Genomic DNA, 21948 nt, shown 5'->3' on the forward strand with positions numbered 1-21948 from the left:
CACCGCGCACCCGCGGGCAGAAACGACGGCGAGGACTGATGGACCAGACGCAACGCGCCCAGGGCCCGTCCGACCCCGAGGCGTCTGGCGGCGGCGGTATGTCGGACATGCCGGAGATGTGGGGCAATGGCGGTCTGGTCGGCGACGGCCGGTACCGGCTGACGCACCGGCTCGGCCGGGGCGGCATGGCCGAGGTGTTCGCGGCCGAGGACGTACGGCTGGGCCGTACCGTCGCCGTCAAGCTGCTCCGCGCGGACCTGGCCGAGGACCCCGTCTCCAAGGCCCGCTTCACGCGCGAGGCGCAGTCCGTGGCCGGCCTCAACCACCACGCGATCGTCGCCGTGTACGACTCCGGCGAGGACGTCGTGGGCGGCCAGTCGGTGCCGTACATCGTGATGGAGCTGGTCGAGGGCCGCACCATCCGCGACCTGCTGCTCAACGCCGAGGCGCCGGGCCCCGAGCAGGCGCTGATCATCGTCTCCGGAGTCCTGGAGGCGCTGGCCTACTCGCACCAGCACGGCATCGTGCACCGCGACATCAAGCCCGCCAACGTCATCATCACCGACCACGGCGCCGTGAAGGTGATGGACTTCGGCATCGCCCGCGCCCTGCACGGGGCGTCCACGACGATGACGCAGACCGGCATGGTCATGGGCACCCCGCAGTACCTCTCCCCGGAGCAGGCCCTCGGCAAGGCCGTCGACCACCGCTCCGACCTGTACGCCACCGGCTGCCTGCTGTACGAACTCCTCGCGCTGCGCCCCCCGTTCACCGGCGAGACCCCGCTGTCGGTGGTCTACCAGCACGTCCAGGACATGCCGGTGCCGCCGTCGTCGAGTTCGGGCGGCGCCTGTCCGCCCGAACTCGACGGCCTGGTCATGCGCTCGCTCGCCAAGGAGCCCGACGACCGGTTCCAGACCGCCGAGGAGATGCGCGGCCTGGTCCAGTACTCCCTCCAGATGCTCTACGAGCAGGGCGGCCACACCGGCACCTGGAACACCGGTCCGGTGGCGGCCCCGGACGCCCGGCACACCCCGGCGTCCGGCTTCGCCGGGACGACGGTGATGCCGCACCACGGCGAGGCCCACGCCGGAACCACGCAGATCCCGCAGCCGATCCTGCCCTCCGGGTACGGGAACCGCGACGACGGCGGCTTCGAGGGGCACGGCAACCGGCGCGAGGGCGGCCGGGGCAAGCTGTGGATCCTCGCCGTGCTCGCGGTGGTCGCCATCGCGGCGGGCGTGGCGCTGGCCCTGCACAGCACCGGCGGCAAGGGCGGCGACGGCGGCACCTCCGGCACCACCACCTCGCCCTCGGCCACCCAGTCCACCCAGGACGAGCAGCCCAGCTCCAGTCCGACCGACGACTCGACCGGGCAGCCCTCGGACTCGTCCACGGACACCGGGTCGGGCTCGGCGGGCACGGGCTGGAACCACAAGCCCTCGCAGCGGCCGTCGTGGTCGCCGTCCCAGAAGCCCACGGACGACACGACCGACGAGCCCTCGGAAGAGCCCACCCACGAGGTCTCCAGCCCGCCGGCGCAGTCCCCGACGTCCGGGAACGGGAGCGGCGGCACCAACAACTCCCCGCCGCCGTCCGGCGGGCCGGGCACCGGCGGAACGACCGGCCCGGACGATCCGGGTGACGGCTCCAGCAACCCCTGATCGTCCCTCCCGCGCGCGTGGAACCCTGTCGGGGTTCCACGCGCGCGTGCGTGTACGGCCGGGCCCCCGGACCGCCGCCTACTGCGCGAACGCCCCGCACACCGCGTCGTACTCCGTCGTCCACCACACCACCAGCGCCGAGGCGGCCGGGAACTGGGGATCGGCGCGGGTGTCGCCGCGCTCGTAGTGCCAGCGCAGCATCCAGAAGTCGTTGAGGCGCTCCCACCACACCCGGTGCACGGCGGCGGCCAGCTCCGCGGCCGTGGCCCCGGCCGCGCGGCGGTACGCGCGCGCGTAGGCCGTGATCTTGGACAGGTCCAGGGTGCCGCCCGGCCGGACGAAGAAGATCGCCGCGGCGCGGACCGCCTCCTCCGCGCGCGGCTGCACACCGAGCCGGTCCCAGTCGACGATCGCGGCGGGCGCGTCCCCCCGGTAGAGCACGTTGAAGGGGTGGAAGTCGCCGTGCACCCAGCCCACCGGGCCGCCGGGCGGCGGGCGACGGGCGGCGTGCTGCTCCAGCAGGGTGCGGCGCTCCAGGAGCCGGTGCCGGGCCAGCTCGTCGAAGGCGTCCGGCGGCCGGTGGCGGCGGACGTGGCCGAGCAGGTCGTCGATCAGGCTGAGGGTGTCGGCCGGGTCGGCGCTCTCGACCGGGTGCGGTCCCCGCGCGGGCCGGGTGCGCGCCTTGGGGGGCATCACGCGCTCCAGACAGGCGTGCACGGCGCCCAGCAGCGCGCCCAGGCGGGTGCACTGGCCGGTGGTGAGCTGGCCGCCGTGCCGGTGCCTGCCGTCGATCCACGGGTACAGGGCGTAGGCGTGGCCGCCGACGACGGCGACCGTGCGTCCGTCCCGGCCCGCCAGCGCGGGCGCCACCGGGACGCCCAGGTCGGCCAGGCGCTGGGTGGCGCGGTGCCGGCGGGCGATCGAGGCGGGGTCGGCGGTGTCGGGGTCGAAGTGATGCTTGAGGAAGTACCGTCCGCGGGTCGTGCACAGCCGGTATCCGCGGTTGAGCAGCCCCTGGTCGACCGGCTCGCAGGCGACGGCGGAACCGGCGGCGTACCGGCGCAGCAGAGCGTTCAGAGGGGGCGCGAGGGGCACAGAGGGTGGTACACATGGGCGCTGCACGCGGCAGATGCTAGGGCAACGGCCGGGCCGGTGAGCTGGGGCTTGTCACAGACAGTCATCGCAAGTCGCTTTCGGTCACATGAGATCACCGGGTCGTTCTCCCTTCGTTCTCCCTTCGTCCCGATTTCTGGGCCCTCGGCCGTGTGGCGGCGTGGACGGTCAAGAGCGGTTCCGGCCACTCATGAACTCTTCCCGACTACGGGGTGACCGGGATAACGTGCCGGTGTTCCGGCCCCCTGCAAGGCTGTGACCAGCGGCTGCCCCCCGTGCCCGGCGAGGTACTTGGACGTCCAAGCGAAAATACTTGGAAATCCAAGGAAACGCGCAGGTCAGGAGGGGTTTCCCAGAAATGTGGAGCACTGGGTAACGTGGCTGTTGCAGGGCGCTCGCCGGGGCACCTGTCACGCCTGTTCCCGGCCGAGTGGCACCCACCCCGTGCCCCGTGGTCGAAACAGGTGAGCCGCACTGGCCTACCGGCAACCCCGGGGGCCGGACCGACGGAGGAGCACACGTGACCGTGGAGAGCACTGCCGCGCGCACATCGCGACGCAGCGCCGGAAGCAAGGCCGGCACGTCCGGCACCAAGGCGGCCGGCACCACCGGCACCAAGGGCACCACCCGCACGACCGCCAGGAAGGCCGCAGCCGCGAAGGGTGCCGAGCCCGGCCTCGTGCAGCTACTGACGCCCGAGGGCAAGCGCGTCAAGAACGCCGAGTACGACAAGTACGTCTCCGGCATCACCGCCGACGACCTGCGCGGCCTGTACCGCGACATGGTGCTCACCCGCCGCTTCGACGCCGAGGCCACCGCCCTCCAGCGCCAGGGCGAGCTGGGTCTGTGGGCCTCGCTGCTCGGCCAGGAGGCCGCCCAGATCGGCTCCGGCCGCGCCCTGCGCGACGACGACTACGTCTTCCCGACCTACCGCGAGCACGGCGTCGCCTGGTGCCGCGGGGTCGACCCGACCAATCTGCTCGGCATGTTCCGCGGCGTGAACAACGGCGGCTGGGACCCGAACGGCAACAACTTCCACCTGTACACGATCGTCATCGGCTCGCAGACGCTGCACGCCACCGGCTACGCCATGGGTATCGCCAAGGACGGCGCCGACAGCGCGGTGATCGCCTACTTCGGCGACGGCGCCTCCAGCCAGGGCGACGTGGCGGAGTCCTTCACCTTCTCCGCCGTCTACAACGCCCCCGTGGTGTTCTTCTGCCAGAACAACCAGTGGGCCATCTCCGAGCCGACCGAGAAGCAGACCCGCGTGCCGCTCTACCAGCGCGCGCAGGGCTACGGCTTCCCCGGCGTCCGGGTCGACGGCAACGACGTGCTGGCCACGCTCGCGGTCACCCGGTGGGCGCTGGAGCGCGCCCGCGCGGGCGAGGGCCCCACCCTGGTCGAGGCGTACACGTACCGTATGGGCGCCCACACCACCTCCGACGACCCCACCCGCTACCGCCACGACGACGAGCGGGCCGCCTGGGAGGCCAAGGACCCGATCCTGCGCCTGCGCCGCCACCTGGAGGCGTCACACCACGCGGACGAGGGATTCTTCGCGGAACTCGAGGCCGAGAGCGAGACGTTGGGCAAGCGAGTGCGCGAGGCGGTCCGTGCCATGCCGGACCCGGACCACTTCGCCATCTTCGAGAACGTGTACGCGGACGGGCACGCGCTCGTCGACGAGGAGCGCGCCCAGTTCGCCGCCTACCAGGCGTCGTTCGCGGACGCCGAGGGGGTCTGAGATGGCGGAGAAGATGGCCCTGGCCAAGGCGATCAACGAGTCGCTGCGCCGCGCCCTGGAAGCGGACCCCAAGGTCCTCGTCATGGGCGAGGACGTCGGCAAGCTCGGCGGTGTGTTCCGGGTGACCGACGGCCTCCAGAAGGACTTCGGCGACAGCCGCGTGATCGACACCCCGCTGGCCGAGTCCGGCATCGTCGGCACGGCGATCGGCCTGGCCCTGCGCGGCTACCGCCCGGTGGTGGAGATCCAGTTCGACGGCTTCGTCTTCCCGGCCTACGACCAGATCGTCACCCAGCTGGCGAAGATGCACGCCCGCTCGCTGGGCAAGGTCAAGATGCCGGTCGTGGTCCGCATCCCCTACGGCGGCGGCATCGGCGCGGTCGAGCACCACTCGGAGTCCCCCGAGGCGCTCTTCGCGCACGTGGCGGGCCTGAAGATCGTCTCCCCGTCCAACGCGTCGGACGCGTACTGGATGATGCAGCAGGCCATCCAGAGCGACGACCCGGTGATCTACTTCGAGCCCAAGCGGCGCTACTGGGACAAGGCCGAGGTCGACACCGAGGCCATCCCCGCCCCGCTGCACAGGGCGCAGGTCGTCCGCGAGGGCACCGACCTCACGCTGGCCGCCTACGGCCCGATGGTCAAGCTCTGCCAGGAGGCCGCCGCCGCGGCCGCCGAGGAGGGCAAGTCCCTGGAGGTCCTGGACCTGCGTTCGGTCTCCCCATTGGACTTCGACTCCGTGCAGGCGTCGGTGGAGAAGACCCGCCGCCTGGTCGTCGTCCACGAGGCCCCGGTCTTCTTCGGCTCCGGCGCGGAGATCGCCGCCCGGATCACCGAGCGCTGCTTCTACCACCTGGAGGCCCCCGTCCTGCGGGTCGGCGGCTACCACGCGCCGTACCCGCCGGCGCGCCTGGAGGAGTCCTATCTGCCGGACCTCGACCGCGTGCTCGACGCCGTCGACCGCTCGCTGGCGTACTGAGGGAGAGGGTCGTGACGACGATGACGGATGTTGCGTCCGTACGCGAGTTCAAGATGCCGGACGTCGGCGAGGGGCTGACCGAGGCCGAGATCCTCAAGTGGTACGTCCAGCCCGGCGACACGGTCACCGACGGCCAGGTGGTGTGCGAGGTCGAGACCGCCAAGGCGGCCGTCGAACTGCCCATCCCCTACGACGGCGTGGTCCGCGAGCTGCGCTTCCCCGAGGGCACCACGGTGGACGTGGGCACGGCCATCATCGCGGTGGCCGTCGCGGGCGCGGCCCCGGCCGAGCCCCAGGCCGAGGTGCCCGCCCAGGCGGCCCCGGCCGTCGAGGACCGGCCGGCCGCCCAGGAGCCGAAGCCGGAGGGCCGCCAGCCGGTCCTGGTCGGCTACGGCGTCTCCACCTCCGCCAGCAAGCGCCGTCCGCGCAAGGGCGCCGGGACCGCCGGGGCGAACCCGGCGGCGACGGCGGTCCAGGCCGAACTGAACGGCCACGGCACCGGGCCCGCCCCCGAGGTGCGGGAACGCCCGCTGGCCAAGCCTCCGGTGCGCAAGCTGGCCAAGGACCTCGGCGTGGACCTCACGACCGTGGTCCCCTCCGGGCCGGACGGCATCATCACGCGCGAGGACGTGCACGCGGCGGCCACGACGACCGCCGCCGCGACGGCGGTCCCGGCGACGGCGGAACCGGCGGCGCAGGCCCCGGCCGCCCCGGCCGCTGTCCCGGCCACCGCCCCGGCCCCGGCCGCCTCCTACGACACCGGCCGCGAGACCCGCATCCCGGTCAAGGGCGTCCGCAAGGCCACGGCGGCGGCGATGATCGGCTCCGCGTTCACCGCCCCGCACGTCACGGAGTTCGTGACCGTGGACGTGACGCGCACCATGAAGCTCGTCGAGGAGCTGAAGCAGGACAAGGAGTTCACCGGCCTGCGCGTGAACCCCCTGCTGCTGATCAGCAAGGCGCTGCTGGTCGCGATCAAGCGCCACCCGGACATCAACGCGTCCTGGGACGAGGCCGCCCAGGAGATCGTCCTCAAGCACTACGTCAACCTGGGCATCGCCGCGGCCACCCCCCGGGGGCTGATCGTGCCGAACATCAAGGACGCCCACGCCAAGACGCTCCCGCAGCTCGCCGAGTCCCTGGGCGAGCTGGTCGCCACCGCCCGCGAGGGCCGGACGTCCCCGGCGGCCATGCAGGGCGGCACGGTCACCATCACCAACGTCGGCGTCTTCGGCGTCGACACGGGCACGCCGATCCTCAACCCCGGTGAGTCCGCGATCCTCGCGGTCGGTGCGATCAAGCTCCAGCCCTGGGTCCACAAGGGCAAGGTCAAGCCCCGTCAGGTCACCACCCTCGCCCTCTCCTTCGACCACCGCCTGGTCGACGGCGAGCTGGGCTCCAAGGTGCTGGCCGATGTCGCCGCGATCCTGGAACACCCCAAGCGGCTGATCAGTTGGGCCTGACGGCTCTGATCCGCTAGCCTCGGCGACCTGGAGGGGTCGGCCGCAACTCTGGTTTGCGACCGGCCCCTCCGCGCTGCCCGCACTCAGGTGCGGTTCAGCACGTACACCGGGGCCCCGTCCTTCGCCGCGCCCCGCGACCGGATGCAGGCGTGCTTGCGCAGCATCCGCAGGCACTCGTTGACCCGCCGCACCGGCAGCCCGGTGCGCGCCGCGATCGATTCGAGCGGCCGGCGCAGCTCCCCCTCCTCGACGAGCACGGGGGCGATCACCACGGCCACCGCCCACACGTCCTCGGTGACGGACAACCGCCGCCGCCAGTCGGCCAGTACGGCCTCCGTGGTGGTCCCCCCGGCGGCCGTCACCCGCGCGGGCCGTTCCAGGGCCGGGGTGTCCAGCCGGTCCGCGATGCGCTGCATGGCCTGGGCGATGACCTGCTGGGCGGCGAGCGTCGCCTGCTGCGCGGCCAGCATCTGCTTCTGCACGGCGAGCGATTCACGCTGTGCGTTCGCAATCTCCTCGTCCACCTGGAGGTTGTGCGACTCCAGCCGGACGATGGCGTCGGCGACCTGTTCCGGCATGGCGTAGGCGATCGGCGACCCCGGTGCCGCGGGTTGCACCTCGGCCTCCTCCAGGGTGTAGGAACCCTCGCGCTGCACGGTCTCGATCACTTCCGCGACCCACTGCTTGAAGGGGGCGCAGGCCGGCTTGGTGCAGGCGTTGACGAGGAGGATCAGGCCCTGGAGAGTGATCAGATTCAAGTCTCGGCGCCACTGCCGACCTGCGGGAACGCTGAGACCGTAAGCTCCGGTGACGGTCTCGAGAATCTCTCGGTGCTCCTCGGGGACATGGTCGCTGAGCGCCTGCCGCGCATTGCTGTGCCCCAACTGCCGGCACACGTCCACCGCCGGGAACCAGTGGCTTCCGTCGGGCATCGTGAGCCGCCGGATCCTCGATCCGGTCGAGGCGTACACGAAGTCATTGATGTCGATCGCCCCATGGCGCTGGACCGGGTGGGGCTTCCTGCTGGGTTCGTTCATGCGAACCACCTCCGCTGCGGAAGGTAGAGCGGGCAAAAGCGCATATGCCAGCCAGGAGCAGGATCTTCACGATTGCGAGGGAAGATGGCCGATACGCCCGCAAGAGGGCGGCCGGAGGTGTATGACGGGCGGGCCGGGGCGCAGGTGGGTGGCGGGACGGGGAAGGGCCCCCGCCGGATGCCGGCGGGGGCCCTTCGCTTCGTCGGCCGGGTCAGCCCAGGCGGGCGAAGCCGTAGTTGAGGAGCTTGGTGGCGTCGGTTCCGCGCTGGTTGACGGAGGTGGAGGCCAGGACCGTGCCGATGACGGTCTTCTTGCCCTTGGTGGCGGCGAAGACGAGGCAGTACTTGGCCTCGGGGCCGGAGCCGGTCTTCACGCCGATGGCGCCCTTGTAGCTGCTGAGCAGGGTGTTCGTGTTGGTCCAGGTCGCCATCGTGCGCGTGGAGCCCGTCTTGGTGACGGTCTTGGCACGGTACGACTTGGTCGCCACGACCGAGCGGAACGTGGAGCTCTTCATGGCGCTGCTCGCGATCTTCGTCAGGTCGCGCGGCGTCGAGTAGTTCTTGCCGTTGCCGATGCCGTCGAACGAGTCGAAGTGCGTGTTCTTCAGCTTCAGGTCCTTGGCGGCGGTGTTCATCTTGCCGATGAAGGACTTGACCCGGGCGTCACGGGTCTTGCCCGAGCCGAACTTGTCGGCCAGCGCGTAGGCGGCGTCGCAGCCCGAGGGCAGCATCAGCCCGTACAGGAGCTGGCGCACGGTCACCTTGTCGCCCACGATCAGGTGGGCCTGGGAGGCGTTGTTGCGCACGACGTAGTCGCTGTACGCCTTCTGGATGGTGACCTTGGAGTTGAGGTCGAGACCCCGCTGCGACAGCACGACCTTGGCGGTCATGATCTTCGTGGTGGAGCCGGTGGACAGCCGGGTGTCCGCGTTCTTCGTGTACAGCGAGGAGCCGTTCGCGTTGTTCATCGCGTAGCCGCCCTTGGCCGCGATGGAGGGCGTGGCGACGGCCTGCGCGGGGGCCGCGGTCAGCGCTGCCGCGGCGAGCACCGCGCCGGAGGTCAGGGCGACGGCTGCGGCTCTGCGGAGTCGGGTGGCCTGGATGCCGGTTTTCAAGTGAGATACCCCGATTATGTCGAAAAACCCTATGGTGCGGCCGAGTTGTGGGACAACAAAAGAAGGGCCGCGTCTGTAGGACACGTAAGTAGCACAGTTGGTTGTTCACGGGACGAGGGGAAATCGTGCGGATCGCGGCGGCCGGTCCGCATGCTGGACGGCATCCCTTATGCGTACGTGTTGTATCTATGCTGTCGGCATGAGCCTGGCAGTGAAGCAGCCCCCCGCCGCCGACCGCGTGTACACCCATGTCAAGCAAGCGGTGCTGGACCGCAGCTACGAGGGCGGCACCCTCCTGACCGAGGGCGAACTGGCCGAGGCGGTCGGGGTGTCCCGCACCCCGGTGCGCGAGGCGCTGCTGCGCCTGGAGGTCGAGGGGCTGCTCAAGCTGTACCCGAAGAAGGGAGCGCTGGTCCTGCCGGTGTCCGCCCAGGAGATCGCGGACGTCGTCGAGACCCGGCAGCTGGTCGAGGAGCACGCCGCACGCAAGGCCGTCCCCGCCCCGCCCGCCCTCATCGCCCGGCTGGAGGAGCTGCTGGAGCAGCAGAAGGAGCAGGCGGCGGCGGGCGACCTCGCGGCGGCCTCCGTCACCGACCGCTGCTTCCACGCGGAGATCGTCCGCAGCGGCGGCAACGAGATCCTCTCCCGCCTCTACGACCAGCTCCGCGACCGGCAGTTGCGCATGGGCGTGGCCGTCATGCACTCCCATCCCGACCGGATCGCCAAGACGCTCACCGAGCACGAGGAGATCCTGCGGGCGCTGCGCGACGGCGACGCCGAGGCGGCCGTCGATGTCGTCCACCGGCACGTCAGCTGGTTCTCGCACCTGGCGCGGGGTGAGGTCCGATGAGCTCCACGGCCGGTACGACGGCCTCCGTCACCCTCCCCGGCGATCCGCCGGGCGGCCGGCGGGCCGTCGCCGTGTGGTGCATAGGTGTCGCCGTCTACTTCGTCGCGGTCATCTTCCGCACCTCGCTGGGCGTCGCCGGACTGGACGCCGCCGACCGCTTCCACGTGGGCGCCTCCGCGCTGTCCACCTTCTCCATCCTCCAACTGCTCGTCTACGCGGGCATGCAGATACCCGTCGGCCTGCTCGTCGACCGGCTCGGCACCAAGAAGGTGCTGGGCATCGGCGTGGTGCTGTTCACGGCCGGCCAGCTCGGCTTCGCCTTCTCGGCGTCGTACGGCACCGCGCTCGCCTCCCGGGCGCTGCTCGGCTGCGGCGACGCCATGACCTTCATCAGCGTGCTGCGGCTGGGCACCCGGTGGTTCCCCGCCCGGCGCGGGCCGATGGTGGCGCAGCTCGCCGGGCTCGTCGGCATGGCGGGCAACCTCGTCTCCACCCTGGTGCTGGCCCGGCTGCTGCACGGGCTGGGCTGGACGGCAGCCTTCGCGGGCAGCTCGCTGGCCGGTGCGGTGGTGCTGGTGCTGCTGGTCCTCTTCCTGAAGGACCACCCCGAGGGCCACGAGCCGGAGCCGGTGCCGCATCAGGGCGCCGCCTATGTGCGCCGGCAGATCGCCGCGTCCTGGCGCGAGCCGGGGACCCGGCTGGGCATGTGGGTGCACTTCACCACGCAGTTCCCGGCGATGGTGTTCCTGCTGCTGTGGGGCCTGCCCTTCCTGGTGGAGGCGCAGGGCCTGTCCCGCGGCACGGCCGGTGAACTGCTCACGCTCGTCGTCCTGTCGAACATGGCCGTCGGCCTGGTCTTCGGGCAGATCGTCGCCCGGCACCACGCGGCCCGGCTGCCGCTGGCGCTCGGCACGGTCGCGGTGACCGCCGCGATGTGGGCGGCGACCCTGCTCTACCCGGGCGAACGGGCGCCGATGTGGCTGCTGGTGACGCTCTGCGCGGTGCTCGGGGCGTGCGGCCCCGCCTCGATGATCGGGTTCGACTTCGCCCGGCCCGCCAATCCGGCGGAGCGGCAGGGCACCGCCTCCGGCATCACCAACATGGGCGGTTTCATCGCCTCGATGACGACGCTGTTCGCGATCGGTGTGCTGCTGGACGCGACGGACGACGACTACACGGTCGCCTTCTGCGCCGTGTTCGTCCTCCAGGCGCTCGGGGTCAGCCAGATCCTCCGGCTGCGCGGGCGGGCGGCCCGCCGGGAGCGGGAGCGGCTGGTGGCGAGCCGGGTGGAGTCGGTGCACGTCCCCGCCTGAACCACCGGACGCCGGTCCGGTCCGGTCCACGGCGGGGACCGGCGTCACGCCGTGCTGCCCGAGCGCCGGTTCCTACTGCGTGACCGTGAAGTTCCGCAGGATCGCCGCCGTCAGCTCCGGGTCGCCCTCCGTCTTCACCCGGTCCGCCACCGCCTCCGGGGTGGTCCGGCCGCAGGCCAGCCGGACGTACGTCTCCCAGTCCAGGGAGAGGGCCGCGGCCGGGCCCAGCGCGGGCGCCGTCTCCAGGGTGCCGCGGCCCTGGATGTCGACGCGGATCGTGCGCAGGAACTCCACCGGGCCGTGCACGTCGAAGACGATCGCCGAACTGCGCGGCGCGTCCGCCCGCACCGCCACGACCTCCGGCAGCGCGTCGAGCAGATGGTCCCGGGCGACGTACGCGCCGGGCGAGTCGAGGTCGCCGGGGCGGCCGAGGGCGGCGCGCAGGTCCTGTTCGTGCACCCAGATGTCGAAGGCGCGGTAGCGCATCGACTCCTCCAGGGTGATCTCCGCGCCGAGCGGGCCGCGCACCTTGGTGCCCGGGTCGCGGGACTCGTTGCGCAGCTGCCGGTTGCGGCGGATGACCGTGTACTCCAGCTCGGAGGTCATCTCCGGCGCCGTGTGGTGGCGGCGGACGTCGACCTGCATCTCCATGTAGCGCTGGTGCTCGTTGGTGACGTGGAACAGGTCGCGCGGCAGCGCGTGGATGGGGCGCGGGTCGCCCAGCGCCTCGCAGTCCATGCCGATGACGTGCGAGACGATGTCGCGGACGGACCATCCCGGGCAGGGGGTCCGCCGGTTCCACTCGCCCTCCACGAGCGGCTGCACCAGCTCGGATATCGCCTCGACGGAGTGGGTCCAGGCATCGGCGTAGGGCTGGAGGGTGGGATGCAGACTCACGGAACGGGACCCCTCGGCGGTCGGTACACGGTCAGGTTGTGGCGGCATTGCCAGTGGGGAGTGGTGGCGGTCGGCGGGCGGCTTGGGCATCCCCCGGGCTCTCGCTCCGCTTCGAGACAGGGGGGATCCCCAAGTTACGCTGCTGTGAGGCACCCCGGCAGTGCTTTCGTGTGACGATCGTAGGCCCGTCGGGACAACTCGATTGCCAGGACGGTGGTAGTGTGCGCGCCTCTCTGATCCAGATCGCCGTGGACGAGGGCGAATCGGTCGCCGTACGACGGCGGCGCGCGGCCTCGCTGGTACGCGCGGAGTCCGCGGCCGACCTGGTCGTGCTGCCGGAGCTGTGGACCACCGGGGCCTTCGCCTTCGACGAGTTCGACGGCGCGGCGGAGCCGCTGCGGGGGCCGACGTACGAGGCGATGGGCGCGGCCGCGGCCGACGCGGGGGTGTGGCTGCACGCCGGCTCGGTGCCGGAACGGGACATCGACGGCACCCTCTACAACACCTCCCTCGTCTTCGCTCCGTCCGGAGACCTGGCCGCCTCCTACCGGAAGATCCACCGCTTCGGCTTCGACCAGGGCGAGGCGGTGCTGATGGGGGCCGGCCGGGACCTGGTGGCGGTCCGGCTGCCGGAGACGGTCGTCGGTGTGGCGACCTGCTACGACCTCCGTTTCCCCGAGCTGTTCCGCGGCCTCGTCGACGCGGGCGCCGAGACCCTGGTCGTCCCGGCGGGCTGGCCGGAGCGCCGCCGGGCGCACTGGACGCTGCTGGCCCGCGCGCGGGCGGTGGAGAACCAGGCGTTCGTGCTCGCCTGCGGAACGGCCGGGACCCACGCCGGGGTTCCCCAGGCCGGTCACTCGATCGTGGTGGATCCCTGGGGCGAGGTGCTGGCGGAGGCGGGAGCGGACGAGGAGGTCCTGCGCGCCGAGTTCGACCCGGCGAAGGTGGCACGGACCCGCGAGCAGTTCCCCGCCCTCAAGGACCGGGTCCTCTGACCCGGCGACCGGGCACGTGCCCCGGTCCGCCGTCCCGCACCCGGCGCTCCGGCTCCGGCGTACCCGGTCCGGGGGCCCGGCTCCGGCGTACCCGGTCCGGGGGCCCGGCTTCGGCGTGCCCGGTCCGGCGGTCCGGCTTCGGCGTGCCCGGTCCGGCGGTCCGGCTTCGGCGTGCCCGGTCCGGCGGTCCGCCTCGGCGTACCCGGGTCGGCGGCCCGTCCGCCGCGTTCCGAGTCCGGTGATCCGGCCCCGGTGTGCCTGGGCAGGGGCCCGTGGCGCGGTATCGGCGTGACCGGGCCGGTGGTGCGTCCGCCGTGCCCCTGGACCAGTGGTCCGTCCCCCGCGCACCGGTTCGGCGGACTCACCCGGGCACCCCAGCCCGGCGCCCCGGCGCTGCACCCGGCCTTCCGGCGATCTGGACTCGGTGTACCCGGGCCGGTGGCCCGGCCCCCCCGGGTACCTGGATCAGCGGTCTGCCCCCGCACCCGGTCCGGCCGACTCACCCCCGCGAGCCCCAGCCCGGCGCCCCGGCGCTGCACCCGGCGCGGTGAGCCGAGCCCGCGTGCGGGTCGGCAGAGTCGGAGGGCACCGGCCCCGCCGGGCCGCCCTGTGCCCGCGCTCGCGCGCCTGCCGCCCCGCGCCCGGTCCGGTGGACTCGCCTCCGCGCACCCAGCCCGGCGCCCCGGCCGCGCACCCGGGCCGGAGCCCACGTGCCCCAGGCACCACCGCACCCGGAACCGCCCTGCGCGGGCACCCGGTGAGCGGGCCGCGTACCCCGCGCACCCTGTCCGCCCGCCGGACCCGCCCGCCGGATCAGCCCTCGTCCCGTTCCTTCTCCGCCAGGTGGATCACGCACACCGCCACCGAGATCAGCAGCGCCGGGTCCGCGTCGTCGCGGACGATGTCGACGCCGTAGGTCTCGACGACGCTCAGCCACCGCCGGGAGATCACGGCCAGCAGCTCCCCGTCGTACTCGACGGCGAACTCCCGGTCGAGGATCTTGCCGCTGACGTCGAGCTCGGTGCCGTCGGCCAGGGACACCCGGTAGTGGTTGCGCAGCAGCGACAGCCGCTTGCGGCGGATCTTCGCCAGCGCCTCCCCGTCCCGCTCGATCACCATCGTGTCCCGCAGCGCGAACATCTTCTGGTGGATGTCGATCAGGACCCGGCCGCGGGCGTCCTTCAGCTCGAAGGTGTCCCGCAGCCGCATCGCCTTGCCGTCGACGAGGAAGACCTTGTCTCCGTGCTCGTCCTCGATCCAGTAGTCGTCACCGATGCCGAGGATCCGGTCGCGTACGAGGAATCTCATGCCTCACGGCTTCCCCGGCGGGGCCCGCCCGACGCCGCCGGTAGGCCGACGGACTGAGAGCGGCCGGCCGGTGGCACCCTTGACGCATGAGCGAACCGGCCCCGACCCCGACCCCGCGCCGCGCCCGTGTCCGCGCCCCCGAGCTGACCGGCGAGGGCGGCTGGCTGAACACCGGCGGACGGCAGTACAGCCTCGCCGACCTGCGCGGACGCATCGTCCTGCTGGACTTCTGGACCTTCTGCTGCATCAACTGCCTGCACGTCCTGGACGAGCTGCGCGAGCTGGAGGAGAAACACCGCGACACGGTGGTCGTGGTCGGCGTGCACTCCCCGAAGTTCGCGCACGAGGCCGAGCACCGGGCGGTCGTCGACGCCGTGGAGCGGTACGGCGTGGAGCACCCCGTGCTCGACGACCCGCAGCTGGCCACCTGGAAGCAGTACGCGGTACGGGCCTGGCCGACGCTGGTCGTGATCGACCCCGAGGGCTACGTCGTCGCCCAGCACGCGGGCGAGGGCCATGCGCACGCCATCGAACGGCTGGTCGAGGAGCTGGAGGCCGAGCACACCGCCAAGGGCACCCTGCGGCGCGGCGACGGACCCTACGTACCGCCGGAGCCCGAGCCCACCACCCTGCGCTTCCCCGGCAAGGCGCTGCGCCTGCCCGCCGGGACCTTCCTGGTCAGCGACACCACCCGGCACCAGATCGTGGAGCTGGCCGGGGACGGCGAGAGCGAGCTGCGCCGGATCGGCTCCGGGACGCGCGGATTCACCGACGGCGACGCCGCCACGGCCTGCTTCAGCGAGCCGCAGGGCCTGGCCCTGCTCGACGACGGCTCGGTCGTCGTCGCCGACACCGTCAACCACGCGCTGCGCCGCCTGGACCCGGCCACCGGCGAGGTCACCACCCTCGCCGGGACCGGCCGTCAGTGGTGGCAGGGCTCACCGACCTCCGGACCGGCCCGCGAGACCGACCTCTCCTCGCCCTGGGACGTGGCCTGGTGGCAGGGGCGGGTGTGGATCGCCATGTCGGGCGTGCACCAGCTGTGGGCGTACGACCCGGCCGGGCACACCGTGTCCGTCGCCGCCGGCACGACCAACGAGGGCCTGGTCGACGGACCCGCCGACCAGGCGTGGTTCGCGCAGCCGTCCGGCCTCGCGGCCACGCCCGAGCGGCTGTGGCTGGCCGACGCCGAGACCTCCGCGCTGCGCTGGGTGGAGGCGGACGGCTCGGTGCACACGGCGGTGGGCACCGGCCTGTTCGACTTCGGCCACCGCGACGGTGCCGCCGGACAGGCGCTGTTCCAGCACCCGCTCGGGGTCACCGCCCTGCCGGACGGCTCGGTCGCCGTCGCCGACACCTACAACCACGCCCTGCGCCGCTACGACCCCGCCACCGGCGAGGTCACCACGCTCGCCACGGATCTGCGCGAGCCCAGCGACGCGGTGCTCGACGGCGACGACATCGTGGTGGTGGAGTCGGCCCGGCACCGGCTGACCCGGCTGCGCCTGCCCGAGGAGGCGGTGCGGGTGCAGGCCGTCGCCCACCGCACCCGCCGCGCCGCCACCGAGGTCGCCCCCGGCCGCCTCCGGCTGGACGTGATCTTCCAGGCGCCGAAGGGCCAGAAGCTGGACACCCGTTACGGTCCCTCCACCCGTCTGCTGGTCTCCGCCACCCCGCCCGAGCTGCTGCTCGACGGCGAGGGCGCGGGCACCGGCCTGGCCCGCACGCTGGAGCTGAACCCCGCCGTGGCGGAGGGCGTCCTGCACGTCTCCGCGATGGCCGCCTCCTGCGACGACGACCCGGACAACCCGTATCCGGCCTGTCATGTGCACCAGCAGGACTGGGGCGTCCCGGTCCGGCTGGCCGGGGACGGCGCCGACCGGCTGCCGCTCGTGCTGGCCGGTCTGGACGCCTGACGGGCCGGGCCCGAAGCCCGGCCCGGACACCGGCCGGAGCCCGTGCGGGCTCCGGCCCGCGGCGGCGCGGTCAGAGACCGTAGCCGTCGCTGTAACCGTCACGCGTGGTGTGGTGCCGCTCCTCCTCGACGACGGTCGTCGCGGGCGGCACCATGACGCGGCGGCGCCGCGCGATGCTGCTGAACGTCGTGACGCCGATCAGCCCGACGATCATCAGGATGACGCCGACCAGGTGCAGGTTGACCCCCTGCATGTGCCAGTCGGTCGCGAACGTGAGGATGGCTCCCACGGCGATGAGGATGATGCACCCGCCGAGGCCCATGAGTGTCGCCTCCTAGCCCGGTTCCAGGTCCGGTTCGGATCCGGTGGTTCCGGCCGTTCCGGTCCCCTCCGGTCAACTCCGGGTACCCCGGGGCCGGATGGACATGCGGGGGCGGCGCCCATGGGCCGCGCCCTCAGCCCTCCAGGAACGCCACCAGCGCGTTGGCCAGCAGGAACGGGTCGTCGGCCGCGCACAGTTCGCGGGCGCTGTGCATGGAGAGGATCGCGACACCGATGTCGACGGTCCTGATGCCGTGCCGGGCCGCGGTGATCGGGCCGATCGTGGTGCCGCACGGCATGGAGTTGTTGGAGACGAACGACTGGAACGGCACGCCCGCCTTCTCGCAGGCCGCGGCGAACAGCGCCCGGCCCGAACCGTCGGTGGCGTAGCGGTTGTTGACGTTCACCTTGAGGATCGGGCCGCCGCCCGCGCGCGGGTGGTGCGTCGGGTCGTGCCGCTCGGCGTAGTTGGGGTGCACCGCGTGGCCGGTGTCGGAGGACAGGCAGACGGTGCCCGCGAAGGCGCGCGCCCGGTCCTCGTACGCACCGCCGCGCGCGAACACCGAACGCTCCAGGACGCCGCCGAGCAGCGGGCCGTCCGCGCCGGTGTCGGACTGGGAGCCGTTCTCCTCGTGGTCGAAGGCGGCCAGCACCGGGATGTACGGCAGGTCCGCGGCGCCGGAACCGGTCGCCACGGCGGCCAGCGCGGCCGTCCCGGCGTGCACGGAGAGCAGGTTGTCCATGCGCGGGCCCGCCACCAGCTCGCGGTCGCGGCCCAGGTAGGCGGGCGCCTCCACGGAGTGCGTCATCAGGTCCCAGCCGGTGACCTCACCGGCCGCCAGGCCCGCCTCCTGCTCCAGGAAGGCGACGAGGTCGCCGTCGCGGACATCGTCGCCGAGGCCCCACACCGGCTGGAGGTGGCGCTGCTTGTCCAGCTTCAGTCCCTCGGTGGAGACCGTGCGGTCCAGGTGGATGGCGAGCTGGGGGACGCGCAGCAGCGGCCGGGCGACGTTCACCAGGCGGGTGGAGCCGTCGCGCAGCGTCAGCCGCCCGGCCAGGCCCAGGTCGCGGTCGAGCCAGGAGTTCATCAGCGGGCCGCCGTAGATCTCCACGGCGATCTGGCGCCAGCCGTGCGCCCCGGAGTCGGGCAGCGGCTTGACGCGCAGGTTCGGCGAGTCGGTGTGCGCGCCGACGATGCGGAAGGGGGTGTGCGCGGCGGCGCCCTCGGGGACGTACCAGGCGACGATCGCGCCGCCGCGCAGCACGAACTTCCCGCCGCTGGTGCCGTCCCACTCGTCCGTCTCGGCGACCTGCCGGAAGCCGGCCTTCTCCAGCCGCTGCGCGGCGCTCGCCACGGCGTGGTACGGCGACGGGGCGGCCGCGAGGAAGGACATCAGGTCGTCGGTGTGGCCACGGTCGAAGGGCCGGTTCGTGCGCATGACCTCACCTTAACGACGACGGGGTCCGCTCCCTCCTTCGGGAGCGGACCCCGTACGGCCCGGTCGGGGCCCCCGCGGTCCGGCGGGGCGGGCGGGGCTAGAACGCGGCCTCGTCCAGCTCCATCAGGTCCAGGTCGACGTTCTGGGCCAGCTTGCGGGCCAGCGTGACGCCGGGCAGGACGTTGGCCGCGAAGAACTTCGCCGCCGCGATCTTGCCGGTGTAGAAGGCGCGGTCCTTGGCGGAGGCGGTCTGGAGCTTCTCCGCCGCGATCGCCGCGCCCTTGAGCAGCAGATAGCCGACGACCACGTCACCGCAGGCCAGCAGCAGGCGGGTGGTGTTCAGGCCCACCTTGTAGATGTTCTTGACGTCCTGCTCGGTGGCGGCCAGGTCGGTCAGCAGCAGACCGACGACGGCCTCCAGCTCGACGGCGGCCTTGGCCAGGTGCTCGCGGGCCCCGGACAGCTCCTCGCCGCCGGTGGCCAGCGCCAGGAACTTCTTGATGTCCTCGGCGAGCGAGTTCAGCGCGGCACCCTGGTTGCGGACGATCTTCCGGAAGAAGAAGTCCTGGCCCTGGATCGCGGTCGTGCCCTCGTAGAGGGTGTCGATCTTGGCGTCGCGGATGTACTGCTCGATCGGGTACTCCTGGAGGAAGCCCGAGCCGCCGAAGATCTGGAGGGACTGGGCGAGCTGCTCGTAGCCCTTCTCGGAGCCGTAGCCCTTGACGATGGGCAGCAGCAGGTCGTTCAGCGCGTGCTCGGCCTTGGCGTCCTCGCCGTTCGCCTCCTTGACCGCGATGGTGTCCTGGACGGAGGCGGTGTACAGCACCAGGGCGCGCATGCCCTCCGCGTACGCCTTCTGCGTCATCAGCGAGCGGCGCACGTCGGGGTGGTGCGTGATGGTGACCTTGGGCGCGGTCTTGTCCATGAAGTTCGCCAGGTCGGGACCCTGGACGCGCTCCTTGGCGTACTCCAGGGCGTTGAGGTAGCCGGTGGAGAGGGTGGAGATCGCCTTCGTGCCGACCATCATGCGGGCGAACTCGATGATGCGGAACATCTGGCGGATGCCGTCGTGCTTGTCGCCGATCAGCCAGCCCTTGGCGGGGTGGCGGTCGCCGAAGGTCATCTCGCAGGTGTTGGACGCCTTGAGGCCCATCTTGTGCTCGACGTTGGTGGCGTAGACGCCGTTGCGCTCGCCCAGCTCGCCGGTCTCGACGTCGAACAGGTACTTCGGCACCAGGAAGAGGGACAGGCCCTTGGTGCCCGGACCGGCGCCCTCGGGGCGGGCGAGGACGTAGTGGAGGATGTTCTCCTCCATGTCGTGCTCACCGGAGGTGATGAAGCGCTTCACGCCCTCGATGTGCCAGGAGCCGTCCTCCTGCCGGACGGCCCTGGTGCGGCCGGCGCCCACGTCGGAGCCCGCGTCGGGCTCGGTGAGCACCATGGTGGAGCCCCAGGTCTTCTCGACCGCGATCCCGGCCCACTTCTTCTGCTCCTCGGTGCCCTCCTCGAAGAGGATGCGGGCGAACGCCGGACCGGAGGAGTACATCCAGATGGCCGGGTTGGCGCCGAGGATCAGCTCCGCGTACGCCCAGATCAGGGACGGCGGGGCGGTGGTGCCGCCGATCTCCTCGGGCAGGCCGAGCCGCCAGTACTCCGAGTCCATGAAGGCCTTGTAGCTCTTCCTGAAGCTCGCCGGGACCGGCGCGGTGCTGGTCTCCGGGTCGAACACCGGCGGGTTGCGGTCGGCGTCCGCGAAGGACTCCGCCAGGTCGTTCTCGGCGAGGCGGGTCAGCTCCTCCAGGACGCTGCGCGCGGTCTCGGTGTCCATCTCCTCGAACGGCCCGGTGCCGTAGAGCTTGTCGCGCCCGAGCACTTCGAAGAGGTTGAACTCGATGTCACGGAGATTCGACTTGTAGTGCCCCATGGCGACGGCTCCCGTTGAGGACTCGGCGAGGCACTGACTCCTCGCATTCACGTACCAACTAGTAACTCCGATGATGCTACCCGTCGGTAATAAGAAGCAACCCCGAGCGGGCCATCTGTGACTCAGTAGTCTTTGGTCCATGTACGGCTACGACCAGAGCGCGGGCGCGGGCGCACAGCAGGGTTACGTTCCGCCGCAGCAGCAGATGCCCGGGGGCGGATACGGGCAGCAGCCGCCGCTGTACCCGGAGCCGTCGCCGCCGTCGCTGGCCGACGCGGTGCGCGCCTTCACCACCGGGCAGCTGGCCGCCGAGGACTTCCAGCAGGTCTTCGCCACCTCCAAGGTGTACTGCCCGCGCGGCGACACCCCGGGCTTCCTGGCGCTGCACAACACGCAGCAGCCGGTGATCCCGATGTTCACCTCCCTCAAGGAGCTGCGCCGGTACGCGGGCAAGGAGTCGAAGTACTTCGTGATCACCGGCGCCGAGGTCATCGACCTGCTGCCCACGGGGTACGGCTTCGTGCTCGACATGGAGGGCGAGCACCGGATGGTCTTCGACGCCAAGGCCGTCGAACAGATGGTCGACTTCGCCATGCGCCGCATGTACGGCTGAGCACGCTCCTTCCGGCACCCGGCCCGGGAGTGCGCCAGGGGCGCCCCCGGGCCTCGTCGTGTCCGCCCCCGTGCCCCCGTGCCCCCGTGCCTCCGTGCCCCCGCGCGCCCCGTCCCGTCGCTCCGCCGCCCCGGCCTCCTCGAACCGCTCCGCGGGAATGTCTCCCGGCCAGGCTCCGTTGTGGCTGGCAGAAAGTTGAATGCTCAACTAGAGTGAGCGCACAAGGAGGTACCGACATGCCTGCAGTGACCGTCGAGAACCCGCTGACGCTGCCCCGCGTGACCGCTCCCGCCGACGCCGTGGCACGGCCCGTGCTCGCCGTCACGACCGCGCCGAGCGGTTTCGAGGGCGAGGGCTTCCCGGTGCGCCGGGCGTTCGCCGGGATCAACTACCGCCATCTCGACCCGTTCATCATGATGGACCAGATGGGCGAGGTGGAGTACGCGCCCGGTGAGCCCAAGGGCACCCCCTGGCACCCGCACCGCGGCTTCGAGACCGTCACCTACATCATCGACGGGACCTTCGACCACCAGGACTCGCACGGCGGTGGCGGCACCATCACCAACGGCGACACCCAGTGGATGACGGCGGGCTCGGGCCTGCTGCACATCGAGGCGCCGCCGGAGTCCCTCGTGCTGTCCGGCGGCCTCTTCCACGGCCTCCAGCTGTGGGTGAACCTGCCCGCCGAGGACAAGATGATGGCCCCGCGCTACCAGGACATCCGCGGCGGCCAGGTCCAGCTGCTCACCTCTCCCGACGGCGGCGCGCTGCTGCGGGTCATCGCCGGTGAGCTGGACGGGCACGCCGGACCCGGCATCACCCACACCCCGATCACCATGATCCACGCGACGCTCGCCCCGGGCGCCGAGATCACGCTCCCCTGGCGCGAGGACTTCAACGGCCTCGCCTACGTCCTCGCGGGCCAGGGCTTCGCCGGCACCGACCGGCGCCCGGTCCGCACCGGGCAGACGGCGGTCTTCGGCGCGGGCTCCTCGCTGACCGTCCGCGCGGACGAGCAGCAGGACTCCCGCACCCCGGACCTGGAGGTCGTCCTGCTGGGCGGCCGGCCGATCCGCGAGCCCATGGTCCACTACGGCCCGTTCGTCATGAACACCCAGGACGAGCTGAAGCAGGCCTTCGAGGACTTCCAGAAGGGCCGCCTCGGCACCGTCCCGGCCGTGCACGGCATGACCGCGGACGGTCCGCAGGACTGACACGGGCGGCCGCAGGACCGACGGCGGGCGGTCCGCAGGAC

The 21948-nt window shown here is 72.1% G+C and carries 18 protein-coding genes; 10 read left to right on the forward strand and 8 right to left on the reverse strand.

The window, feature by feature from the left end:
- Positions 1-38: 38 nt before the first annotated feature.
- On the forward strand, positions 39-1664 hold the full coding sequence (locus tag ACWDYF_RS08545; protein ID WP_451584267.1) for a protein kinase domain-containing protein: 1626 nt from the start codon (positions 39-41) through the stop codon (positions 1662-1664).
- 78 nt (positions 1665-1742) lie between these two features.
- Here ACWDYF_RS08545 and ACWDYF_RS08550 read toward each other — a convergent pair whose 3' ends face one another.
- The gene (locus ACWDYF_RS08550) at positions 1743-2759 is read right to left on the reverse strand and encodes a phosphotransferase (RefSeq protein ID WP_389462725.1); all 1017 of its coding nucleotides are present in this window, start codon (positions 2757-2759) and stop codon (positions 1743-1745) included.
- Between the two features lie 538 nt (positions 2760-3297).
- Between ACWDYF_RS08550 and pdhA the strand changes: the two genes are divergently transcribed.
- The 3 genes from pdhA to ACWDYF_RS08565 are packed head-to-tail and all read left to right on the forward strand — an operon-like array spanning position 3298 to position 6966.
- Positions 3298-4524: a pyruvate dehydrogenase (acetyl-transferring) E1 component subunit alpha gene (gene pdhA, locus ACWDYF_RS08555; RefSeq protein ID WP_381738789.1), complete on the forward strand. Its 1227-nt coding sequence runs from the start codon at positions 3298-3300 to the stop codon at positions 4522-4524.
- 1 nt (position 4525) lies between these two features.
- Complete coding sequence (locus tag ACWDYF_RS08560; RefSeq protein WP_018569126.1) at positions 4526-5503, forward strand: alpha-ketoacid dehydrogenase subunit beta; 978 nt, start codon at positions 4526-4528, stop codon at positions 5501-5503.
- A 20-nt stretch (positions 5504-5523) separates the two neighbouring features.
- Entirely contained in the window at positions 5524-6966 is a 1443-nt protein-coding gene (locus ACWDYF_RS08565; RefSeq protein WP_389462879.1) for a dihydrolipoamide acetyltransferase family protein, read from the forward strand.
- A gap of 83 nt (positions 6967-7049) precedes the next feature.
- Here the strand turns inward: ACWDYF_RS08565 and ACWDYF_RS08570 are convergent, their stop codons facing one another.
- Together ACWDYF_RS08570 and ACWDYF_RS08575 are read right to left on the reverse strand one after the other, a co-directional pair.
- Positions 7050-8003, reverse strand: coding sequence for a BRO-N domain-containing protein (locus ACWDYF_RS08570; protein WP_389462724.1), 954 nt, complete (start codon positions 8001-8003; stop codon positions 7050-7052).
- 211 nt (positions 8004-8214) lie between these two features.
- The gene (locus ACWDYF_RS08575; protein ID WP_381738786.1) at positions 8215-9117 is read right to left on the reverse strand and encodes a D-alanyl-D-alanine carboxypeptidase family protein; all 903 of its coding nucleotides are present in this window, start codon (positions 9115-9117) and stop codon (positions 8215-8217) included.
- A gap of 199 nt (positions 9118-9316) precedes the next feature.
- On the opposite strand from ACWDYF_RS08575, the gene ACWDYF_RS08580 reads away from it, so the two are divergent.
- Positions 9317-9967 carry a GntR family transcriptional regulator gene (locus ACWDYF_RS08580; protein WP_026252741.1) on the forward strand — a complete coding sequence of 217 codons (651 nt, stop codon included), beginning with the start codon at positions 9317-9319 and terminating at the stop codon, positions 9965-9967.
- Complete coding sequence (locus tag ACWDYF_RS08585) at positions 9964-11280, forward strand: MFS transporter (RefSeq protein WP_389462723.1); 1317 nt, start codon at positions 9964-9966, stop codon at positions 11278-11280. The genes ACWDYF_RS08580 and ACWDYF_RS08585 overlap by 4 nt, the downstream gene beginning before the upstream one ends.
- Positions 11281-11352: 72 nt before the next feature.
- Here ACWDYF_RS08585 and ACWDYF_RS08590 read toward each other — a convergent pair whose 3' ends face one another.
- Positions 11353-12177 (reverse strand): maleylpyruvate isomerase family mycothiol-dependent enzyme, encoded by an 825-nt coding sequence (locus ACWDYF_RS08590; protein WP_018569120.1) that lies wholly within the window; start codon positions 12175-12177, stop codon positions 11353-11355.
- Between the two features lie 221 nt (positions 12178-12398).
- Between ACWDYF_RS08590 and ACWDYF_RS08595 the strand changes: the two genes are divergently transcribed.
- Entirely contained in the window at positions 12399-13172 is a 774-nt protein-coding gene (locus ACWDYF_RS08595) for a carbon-nitrogen family hydrolase (RefSeq protein WP_381738783.1), read from the forward strand.
- Between the two features lie 813 nt (positions 13173-13985).
- Here the strand turns inward: ACWDYF_RS08595 and ACWDYF_RS08600 are convergent.
- Complete coding sequence (locus ACWDYF_RS08600) at positions 13986-14480, reverse strand: LURP-one-related/scramblase family protein (RefSeq protein ID WP_018569118.1); 495 nt, start codon at positions 14478-14480, stop codon at positions 13986-13988.
- Positions 14481-14566: 86 nt separating this feature from the next.
- Between ACWDYF_RS08600 and ACWDYF_RS08605 the strand changes: the two genes are divergently transcribed.
- On the forward strand, positions 14567-16396 hold the full coding sequence (locus ACWDYF_RS08605; RefSeq protein ID WP_389462722.1) for an NHL domain-containing thioredoxin family protein: 1830 nt from the start codon (positions 14567-14569) through the stop codon (positions 16394-16396).
- Positions 16397-16466: 70 nt separating this feature from the next.
- Here ACWDYF_RS08605 and ACWDYF_RS08610 read toward each other — a convergent pair whose 3' ends face one another.
- The 3 genes from ACWDYF_RS08610 to ACWDYF_RS08620 all read right to left on the reverse strand — a co-directional run bounded on the left by ACWDYF_RS08610 (position 16467) and on the right by ACWDYF_RS08620 (position 20080).
- The gene (locus tag ACWDYF_RS08610) at positions 16467-16718 is read right to left on the reverse strand and encodes a DUF6458 family protein (protein ID WP_018569116.1); all 252 of its coding nucleotides are present in this window, start codon (positions 16716-16718) and stop codon (positions 16467-16469) included.
- A gap of 133 nt (positions 16719-16851) precedes the next feature.
- The gene (locus ACWDYF_RS08615; protein WP_064534200.1) at positions 16852-18156 is read right to left on the reverse strand and encodes a M18 family aminopeptidase; all 1305 of its coding nucleotides are present in this window, start codon (positions 18154-18156) and stop codon (positions 16852-16854) included.
- 97 nt (positions 18157-18253) lie between these two features.
- Positions 18254-20080: an acyl-CoA dehydrogenase gene (locus tag ACWDYF_RS08620; protein ID WP_381738778.1), complete on the reverse strand. Its 1827-nt coding sequence runs from the start codon at positions 20078-20080 to the stop codon at positions 18254-18256.
- A 139-nt stretch (positions 20081-20219) separates the two neighbouring features.
- Here ACWDYF_RS08620 and ACWDYF_RS08625 point away from each other — a divergent pair, with 139 nt between their 5' ends.
- Both ACWDYF_RS08625 and ACWDYF_RS08630 read left to right on the forward strand, forming a co-directional pair.
- The gene (locus ACWDYF_RS08625; RefSeq protein ID WP_018569113.1) at positions 20220-20693 is read left to right on the forward strand and encodes an SseB family protein; all 474 of its coding nucleotides are present in this window, start codon (positions 20220-20222) and stop codon (positions 20691-20693) included.
- A gap of 236 nt (positions 20694-20929) precedes the next feature.
- Positions 20930-21907 carry a pirin family protein gene (locus ACWDYF_RS08630; RefSeq protein WP_381738777.1) on the forward strand — a complete coding sequence of 326 codons (978 nt, stop codon included), beginning with the start codon at positions 20930-20932 and terminating at the stop codon, positions 21905-21907.
- Positions 21908-21948: the final 41 nt, after the last annotated feature.

Source organism: Streptomyces sp. NPDC003284, from assembly GCF_053589675.1.